Origin of the sequence: Rudaea sp. (assembly GCF_036383415.1) — a bacterium.
Lineage (GTDB): Bacteria > Pseudomonadota > Gammaproteobacteria > Xanthomonadales > Rhodanobacteraceae > Rudaea.
Window position 1 is genome coordinate 1 of record NZ_DASVOK010000348.1, and the last position, 4,438, is coordinate 4,438.

General features: G+C 67.3%; 4 protein-coding genes. All 4 read right to left on the reverse strand.

Annotation, left to right across the window (positions count from 1 at the left end):
* Window positions 1–158: 158 nt before the first annotated feature.
* Window positions 159–1,535 (reverse strand): CpaF family protein, encoded by a 1,377-nt coding sequence (locus tag VF497_RS12960; RefSeq protein ID WP_330889350.1) that lies wholly within the window; start codon window positions 1,533–1,535, stop codon window positions 159–161.
* Window positions 1,535–2,749 carry an AAA family ATPase gene (locus VF497_RS12965; RefSeq protein ID WP_330889352.1) on the reverse strand — a complete coding sequence of 405 codons (1,215 nt, stop codon included), beginning with the start codon at window positions 2,747–2,749 and terminating at the stop codon, window positions 1,535–1,537. Before VF497_RS12965 ends, VF497_RS12960 begins: the two co-directional genes overlap by 1 nt.
* Window positions 2,750–2,765: 16 nt before the next feature.
* The gene (locus VF497_RS12970; protein ID WP_327631801.1) at window positions 2,766–3,149 is read right to left on the reverse strand and encodes a CpaD family pilus assembly lipoprotein; all 384 of its coding nucleotides are present in this window, start codon (window positions 3,147–3,149) and stop codon (window positions 2,766–2,768) included.
* A gap of 22 nt (window positions 3,150–3,171) precedes the next feature.
* Window positions 3,172–4,438: type II and III secretion system protein family protein (locus VF497_RS12975; protein WP_330889355.1), on the reverse strand; the 1,267-nt coding region annotated here is incomplete at its 5' end.

Consider the following 4,438-nt stretch of genomic DNA (forward strand, 5'->3'; position numbering starts at 1 on the left):
GGCCGCCTCGCGCGCGACGCGCAGGCGATCGAGTTGCCGCATGCGCTGCTGGATGCGCTGCCGCGGCCGGCGGCGCAACAGATCGCGCAGCGACGCCACGATCAGGCCCGCGACCACGATCGCGAAGAACGCGCCGACAGCGACGACGTCTGCGGGAGTCATGGCCGCATCGCCTCCATGAGCGCCTGTTCGAGCCCGTAGTAGGCGGCGCGCGTCGCGAACACCGGCCGCAACGAGGACGACTCGAAGCTGCCTTTCACGTCTTCCTGATACGCGCTCGCGTCGTAGTGAAACGCGAACAGGTCTTGCGTGATGATCACGTCGCCTTCCATGCCCGCGACCTCGGTCACGCGCGTGACGCGGCGCACGCCGTCGCGCATCCGCTCAACTTGCAGTATCAGATGCACCGCGCTGGCTATCTGACGGCGTATCGCCGTGAGCGGCAGGTTGCCATTGGCCATCATGACCATGCTTTCGAGACGCGTGATGGCGTCGCGCGGCGTGTTGGCGTGAATCGTGGTCATCGAGCCGTCGTGGCCCGTGTTCATTGCCTGTAGCACGTCGAACGCTTCCGGGCCGCGCGTTTCGCCGAGGATGATGCGATCGGGCCGCATCCGCAGCGCGTTGCGCACCAGGTCGCGCTGCGTCACCGAACCCAGGCCCTCGCTGTTTTCCGGTCGAGTCTCGAGACTCACCACATGCGGCTGCTGCAATTGCAGTTCCGCCGCGTCCTCGATGGTCACGACGCGTTCGTGCTCGTCGATATGATGCGACAGCGCATTGAGCAGCGTGGTCTTGCCCGAGCCGGTGCCGCCCGAGATGATGAGGTTCAGGCGGCACGCGCTGGCCACCTTCAACATCCGCACCATCTCCGGTGAAATGTTGCCCTGCTGCGCCATACGCGCGAGCGTGATATTGCGGCGCGAGAACTTGCGGATCGAGATCGACGCGCCGCGCAGCGCGATGGGCGGCAGCACGACGTTGACGCGGCTGCCGTCGGCGAGCCGCGCGTCCACCATCGGGCTGCTTTCGTCGACGCGCCGTCCGACCGCCGCCGCGATCCGTTGCGCGACGTTGACCACATGCGCGTTGTCGCGGAACTTGAGCGGCGTCAGTTCGAGCCGGCCGTGCCTTTCCACGTAGACTTGGTCCGGACCGTTGACGAGCACGTCGGTCACCGCGTCGTCGGCGAGAAGCGGCTCGATCGGTCCGACGCCGAACATGTCGTTCACGATTTCGCCGACGATCAGCGCCTGCTCGGCGGACGTCACGTTGAGTTGCTCGCGCGCGACCAGGTCGGCGGCGATTTCGTCGATGGCCGCGCTGACCTGCTCGCGCGTCTTCATCAGCGCCGCCGACATGTTCATCGAGGCGAACACCACCGTGCGGATCTTGCGGAAGTTCTCCGACCGGATGAGCGCCTCATGCCCGTCGGCGGGCGTCCGCTGCGGCGCGCCCGCGGGCGCGGCAGTTTCGGCTGCCTCGGCATCGGCAAGCGAGAGCGCTTGCTGCGGCTGTTTCTTTACGCCGAACATCAGGCACTCCTCCAACGCTTCAGAAGCTGCGTGTGCCACGCGGGCGGGGCGGCGGACTCACGCCCCGTGAGATTGTCGGCGAGGCGCTCGATGGCGGCCGCAAAGCCGTCGCGGCCCGCGCGTCCGCCGATGGGCTCGCCGAGGTTCTCCGCGCGCGCAAGCGACTTCGGATCGTAGGGAAACTCATGCACGACGGAGCTGCCGAGCGCGCGTTTGAAGTCCTGCGCATGCACGCGGTCGGCGACAGGCTCCAGCGGGTTATTCAGCAGTACCGAGATATCCCGATTGTCCGAGTGCTCCTCGGCAAAGCGGATGATGCGCGCGCACTCGCGGGCCGCGTACACGGAACGGTCGGTGACGATACACACGTTCTGCGAGACGTCGAAGAGCTCTTCGAGGCCGCGTCCGTCGCGCCTCGGCAGATCGAGCAGCACATAGTGAAAGCGGCGCGTGAGCACGTTCGCGAGGTTGGCGAGCGCACCGGGGCGCAGCGCGACGTCCGTTTCGTACGCGAGTTCGGACGCGAGCACGAACAGCCGGTCGCCGGCCGCCGTCATGGCGCGATCGAGCGAGGGGGAGTCGATCGCGCCCGGCTCCTGTAGCAGCTCCGTCAAACCGTTGCCGATGCGCAGCCCCAGCATCGTGCCCGCCGCGCCGCCGTGCAGGTCGAGATCGACATACACGACGTGTCGGAGCGTGCGTGCCGACAGATGCCGCGCGAGCGAGACCGCGATCGTCGTGGCGCCGACGCCGCCGCGCGCGCCGACAAAGCCGATCACCTTGCCCGCGCGCGCCGGTGTCGACGGATCGCGGGTGGAGAGCGAGCGGCGCAGCAATTCGACCGTGACGGGCTTGACCACGTAGTCGTGCACGCCGACTTCGAGCAGGCTGCGATAGAGGCCGACATCGTTGCGCTCGCCGATCACCACGACGGAGACGGACGGCGCGCAGGCGTCGGCGAGCCGCGCGAGGTCGGACAGCGGCATCTCCGAGCCGGACACATCGACGAGCAATTGTCGCGGCGGACGGCCGAGAGTACGCAGCAAACGGATGGCCTCGTCGATCGTGCCGGTCTGGACGTGGGCGTTGGCGATGGCCTGGTCGGCGATCAGGCTTCTCAGGGCGCCGACGCTGGCCGCGTCCGAGAAGACCGCGAGCAGGTCCACAGCTTCGGCATTGGCGATGGCGGGGCGAAACAGATCGAGCGCATTCATGGGGCGTGGCTAGCCGTCAGTGGGTCAGTTGCGTGGTGGTCGACGTGGCGTTGGGCTGCTTCACGCGTCCTTCGTCGAAGCGGCGCACCGCGCCTGCAGCGGTTGCCGCGCCGGCTCCGGCGTAGGGCAGCGGTTCGACCAGATCGGCCGGACGCGCCAGCATGACCGCGAGATTCGTGTAGGTCGCGCAGCCGAACGGCACGCTCGGGCGCGCGGCGCCCGCATCGGTCAGATGCGACGGCTCGACGAGCGTCGCGCAATCCGGCGCAATCGCGTTGCGTCCGTCGAAGCCGACGACCGACGCACTGGGCAATCCGATCGGCGGCGTGGCCGACAGGCACGCGGTGAGCGCGAGCGGCAGCGCGGCACAGGCGAGGAGAGCGGCAAGACGAGAAGGCATGGCGTGTTCCTTTGCAGTCCAGTCAGTAGATGAAGCCCGCTGCGCCCACGAGGCGCGGCACGGTGCCCGACAGCGGATCGCCGCCCAGCTTGCGCTGCAAAACATATTCGATGTCGCTGCTCGGCCTGACGAGGGCGTCGATCGGCTGGCGCAGGCGTCCGGGGTCGGCCGGTTGCACGATATACGGCGTCACGATGACGACGACCTCGGATTTGTTGTTCAGGTAATTCTTCGATGAGAAGAGCTTGCCCAGGATCGGAAGCCTGCCGAGACCCGGCAGCTCGGCGAGCACGTCGCTTGTCTTGCTTTGCAGCAGTCCGCCGATGGCGAAGCTTTGTCCGCTCGACAGTTCCACCGTGGTTTCAACGCGGCGCACCGTGAGCGCCGGCACCTTGATCGCGTCGATCGTCACGCTGTTGGTCGGATCGATTTCGCTCACTTCGGGGCGCACCTTCAGGCTGATGCGGTTGTCGGCCAGCACGGTCGGCGTGAAGTCGAGCGAGACGCCGTACGGCTTGAATTCCACCGTGATCGAATTGTTCTGGCTTTGCGGGACCGGAATCGGAAATTCTCCGCCGGCCAGAAAGCTCGCGGTTTCGCCCGACATTGCCGTGAGGTTGGGTTCGGCGAGCATCGTGATGAGACCTTCCTGGTCGAGCGTGTCCAGTACGCCGTCGATTGCCCACTTGCCGACGTTGAAGCCGCCGAGTATGGAGAACGCGCCCGTCGAGGTCAGCGTGGCGCCGCGGCCGCTGAACAGCCCGCCGACGAAATTCCCGCTCTGACCGAGCGCGGTCCAGTTGATGCCCAGTTGCTGCGTCACGTTGCGATCGACCTCGGTGATGCGCACGCGCAGATGCACCTGAATCGGCCGTGACAGCGTCAGCCGGTTGACGAGCGTTTCCTTGTCGTGAAGATAGGGCGAGAGAGACTGCATGACGGCATCGGCGGTGGCCGCGTCCGGCACGCGTCCGGCCACCATCAGGGAACCGGGCGCGCTCGTTACGCCGAGCTGCAAGCGGGGAAAGCGGGCGTCGAGCATGCGTTGGATCGAACCCGTATCCGCGCTCACGACGATGGTCTCGCGCAGGATCGTCCGGTTGTTCGCGCCGAGCGCGAACAGCGTCGTGGTGCCCGCTTTCTTGCCGAGCACGAAAACGGTCTGCGGGGTCGGCACGTGCACGTCCGCGACATCCGGATCGGCGACGAACACCGCGACGGCCGCCTCGGGCAAGCGCAGCATTTCGCCGCCGCCCGCTGCGAGCGCGAGGCGCGGCTCGCCGCTCGCG